Here is a 3,100-nt window from a genome sequence, read left to right on the forward strand (position 1 = left end):
AATGACGAGCACCTCGATGAGCTGATTCGGGCCTGCGACGGCGTAATGGTGGCGCGGGGCGATTTGGGTGTAGAAATTGGCGACGCCAGCTTGATTGGTTTGCAAAAGCACATTATCAAGCGGGCGAGGGTTTTGAATCGGCCGGTAATTACTGCGACGCAAATGATGGAATCCATGATTAGTTGCCCGGTTCCAACCCGCGCCGAGGTGTTTGATGTTGCCAACGCGGTATTGGACGGCACTGACGCCGTTATGCTGTCGGCCGAAACGGCGTCTGGCATGTACCCAGTAGAGACGGTTAAGGCAATGGCGCGCAATTGCGAAGGCGCGGAATTGTACCCTTCGGCGAGGAAATCAAGTTATCGAATTGAGCGTAAATTTGAGTCTGTCGAAGAAACTGTGGCTATGGGCGCCGTTTACGCGGCAAACCATCAGGTCGGTGTAAAGGCGATTGTGTCGATGACCGAAACCGGGCGGACGGTTTTGTTGATGTCGCGCTTAACCTCGGGAATTCCTATTTTCGCTTTCAGCCGAAACCCAGCAACCTGTAATCGCGTGAGTTTGTACCGTGGCGTATATGCAATATCCAGTCCGGCGGCGGGAATTGAAATTGCGAGCTGTGTTGAAAAAATTCAGGCGCGGGGCCATGTGGAAAGCGGTGATTTAATTCTTGGCACTACTGGCGACGAGGTAGGTGTTGACGGTCATACCAACACCATAAAAATTGTCAGAGTTGCTTAGTACCAGCGGGTAGAGAATAAAGGCGCTCTTGTGGCGCCTTTTTAATTTTTGATTTAATTAATTCGTTAGTTCACTACGGCTAAGGCAATAGGAATTTCCTTACCCCAAGGGCAGTGTTCTACGGTGGTTTTTGCCGTGGACTCGCTGAGCGTTTCCAATAGCAGTGCGCTGCCAGCAGTCCAGGCGACGGCAACGTCACCGGTAAATTCATCACCTAAGGCCATTTCCAGTGTTTCAAGTAATGCCTGACTCATTAGCGCAAAGTGTTGATTATCTATGCCTTGAGCGGTATAGCGGCGGCCCAGGCTGCTAACAACCACTTGTAAGCCGTCAATATTGTCGAGGGAGCGAACGGCGGCACCGAGCAGAGCGAAAAGCTTGCGCCCTTTGTAGTCGGCGTGGCTATTAATATGTCTTTTTAATTCAGGGGACAATTGAAATAGGCGCAAGTAATAGAGTCGGGAAAAGGGGCGGCTGACGGCGCTTATAGTGCGAAAATTTTTTTGAATACAGGTGATTTGTTGCGGTGTCATGGCTAGCGCCTCACGGTCGCGTATCGATGCCAAAAAGCAATTGATAAAGAGAGATTGAAAAGTGTGTATCTCGTCTTGGGTTTTAATCTAGAGGATTTAGCGGTAGATGATTATTAGAGCTAACCGAGGGTGGTATAGCTAGTTACCGCAATTAAGCGCGCAAGCGAAACTGCGGGCTGAACTACAGTAGCGTGATGCTTAGCGCCGGTCATCCGTTCAGGGGCGCCAGCGCAAGGTCTCTTTAGTCGATGTTTGCTGCGCCCAAAAATGCGGGCTTTTCGCCGCCGCCGTGAATTGTCAGTGTTGAGCCGCTGATATAGCTTGCTAAATCGCTGGCTAAAAATACGCACGCATCGCCAATGTCCTGGGGCATCGCTAAGCGGCCGAGGGGGATAGTGTTGGCTACAGCGTCTATTCCAGCTTCATCGCCGTAGTGTAAGTGCGATTGCTCGGTGCGAATTAAACCGGCAATAATCGCGTTTGTTCTTACTTTTGGCGCCCATTCTACGGCGAGGGAGGTGGTAAGGCTGACTAAGCCAGCCTTGGCCGCGCCATAGGCTGCTGTACCTGGCGAGGGCCTTACTGCGCTCACTGAGCCAATGTTAACGATCGCGCCGCCACTGGCTTGTTTTTGCATTATTGTGTTACAGGCTTGGGAAAAATTTAACGGGGCGAGCAAGTTAAGGCGAATAATAGACTCTGAAAAGCGGGGTGAAACAGTTGCGGCGGCGGCGGCGGGTGCGCCGCCTGCATTGTTGATCAGCACATCTATACGCCCGTGAGTCGCTGCGACACGTTCTACAAAGCTTAAAATGGCATCGACATCGCGTACATCAATACGGTGGAAAATTGCGATGTTCTTACCTACTTGAGGGAGTTTCTCTGGCATCGTGCGCCCGCAAATAAAAACGGTGGCGCCTAAGCTCAAAAAGCGCTCGCTAATGCCCCTGCCAACACCTTTGCCGCCGCCGGTAACAATGACAACTTTGCCGCTGTAGTCAAGTGATGCTTGCATTAAAACTCCAAGAACTATTTTGTTTAATGATTAGAGAAGAGCGTATTGTAACGTGCTCAGCCATACTTTTTTATACACTAAATTGACTAGTTGGCAGGCGCTAATGGCAGGTAAGAGTGACCGATTTTGCCTAAAGTTAGACTCATTTGACAATGTTCACCTATAACTAGGCGAGATACACTACAGTGAGAAATGGCAAATGCTTGAGCGTGTTTTGAGGATTAACACATTGTAAGAACAGGATATGGTCTTCGATGTTGTTGTCGCGACTTGTAAGCTGTTAGTTTATGGCCGTAATTCAGACAAAGTATCGAATAAGTAAAGCGTGTCTAGCGCGAACTCAACAGAAAAGGGTGTATCAATAATGAGCGAGATCAAACCAGTTGTTGCGATTTTAGGCGGAACCGGGGGCTTGGGAACGGGCTTGGCTCGGCGCTGGGCCGAAGCGGGCTACCAAATTATTATTGGTTCCCGTAGCCAAGACAAGGCCGAGGAAGCCGCTGCAGATTTGCGCACCCTTATGCAGGCGCGCGGAGCTGGGGAAGTGCAGGTGTTGGCGATGGATAATGTTGCCGCGGCAAAAGCGGCAGACATCGCCGCCCTTACGGTGCCGTTCGCTCACCACGCCAGTACTCTATTAAGCGTCAAAGAGGCTTTGCAGGGAAAAATTTTAATCGATGTTACCGTGCCGCTCGTGCCGCCGAAAGTGGCGAGAGTGCAGCTACCTGCAGAGGGCTCCGCTGGCCAAATTGCGCAAAATCTATTGGGCGAAGGGGTTAATGTGGTGTCTGCATTTCAGAATGTTGCTGCG

The 3,100-nt window shown here is 50.7% G+C and carries 4 protein-coding genes; 2 read left to right on the forward strand and 2 right to left on the reverse strand.

What is annotated here, in order from left to right:
* A partial coding sequence (locus tag ABYP33_RS18210) for a pyruvate kinase (RefSeq protein ID WP_373092668.1) occupies positions 1-741 on the forward strand: 741 nt, incomplete at its 5' end.
* A gap of 65 nt (positions 742-806) precedes the next feature.
* On the opposite strand, the gene ABYP33_RS18215 is transcribed toward ABYP33_RS18210, so the two are convergent.
* Both ABYP33_RS18215 and ABYP33_RS18220 read right to left on the reverse strand, forming a co-directional pair.
* Positions 807-1,274: a globin domain-containing protein gene (locus ABYP33_RS18215; protein ID WP_373092670.1), complete on the reverse strand. Its 468-nt coding sequence runs from the start codon at positions 1,272-1,274 to the stop codon at positions 807-809.
* 241 nt (positions 1,275-1,515) lie between these two features.
* A complete protein-coding gene (locus ABYP33_RS18220; protein ID WP_373092671.1) occupies positions 1,516-2,289 on the reverse strand; it encodes an SDR family oxidoreductase in 774 nt (257 codons plus the stop codon).
* Positions 2,290-2,653: 364 nt separating this feature from the next.
* Between ABYP33_RS18220 and ABYP33_RS18225 the strand changes: the two genes are divergently transcribed.
* The coding region (locus ABYP33_RS18225) for an SDR family NAD(P)-dependent oxidoreductase (RefSeq protein WP_373092673.1) at positions 2,654-3,100 on the forward strand (447 nt) is incomplete at its 3' end.

Origin of the sequence: Zhongshania sp., assembly GCF_041584495.1 — a bacterium.
GTDB lineage: Bacteria > Pseudomonadota > Gammaproteobacteria > Pseudomonadales > Spongiibacteraceae > Spongiibacter.